The organism is Streptomyces sp. A1136 (genome assembly GCF_004795055.1).
Classification (GTDB): Bacteria; Actinomycetota; Actinomycetes; order Streptomycetales; family Streptomycetaceae; genus Streptomyces.
The window spans coordinates 1-705 of the sequence record NZ_SSBJ01000157.1; the positions used below are offsets into that span (position 1 = coordinate 1).

Sequence of the window (705 nt, forward strand, 5' to 3'; positions counted from 1 at the left end):
AGATAAAATCTCAGCCCCGGCCGAACCCGATGTAGGCGGCAGCGCACTGGCGCCATTCATCCTGGAAAGTGTTGTTCATCCTTCCGAGGTTTCCGCCATGCGACCGCAGATATCCCATGACTCCATCGCAATTCGACCTCGTCGGCTGGAACCGCGAAGTGCAGCTGTCACCACTGCCACCCCCGAAGTCACAGCTCCCGGCCGCCGCAGGCGAGGCGGTCGCCAAGCCGAGTACGGGCAGGGCGAGGGCCACTGCGGTCGCAACGGCGCCGGATTTCATCTTGCGCGAAATGTTCATTGATCTGGTCCCCTCATTGATGAGAAAGGTCGGCCATGCGTCTATCGGAGTCTGCGGCCTACCGACCACACGCCCCGGTCAGCTCAGGCGGGTGTCGGCGTAGGCGACCATCGCCTCGCGCTGGTACGCGGCCAGGCCCTCGGCGATCTTGTCGAAGTTCCGGCGGAACTGCGGGTCGTCGACGTACGTCTGGGCCAACCCCTTGTACGCGGTCGCGTCCGGAGTCCAGAACCGGCACACACTCTGGTAGTGGGCGTCGATCTCCGCCTGTACCGCGGGATCGGCCACCGGGGTGCCGGCCGCCATGAACTCCGCGATGCGGATCATCTGCGCCGTCACCTCGCGCTGCCACCGCTCCGTGTCCTCGGCGGTGAGCGTCTCGATGGCCTGGCGGGACTGCTCCCAGG

General features: G+C 65.7%; 1 protein-coding gene. It reads right to left on the minus strand.

From position 1 onward, the window contains the following. Positions 1–376 precede the first annotated feature (376 nt). Positions 377–705: TipAS antibiotic-recognition domain-containing protein (locus E6R62_RS37800; protein WP_206308993.1), on the minus strand; the 329-nt coding region annotated here is incomplete at its 5' end.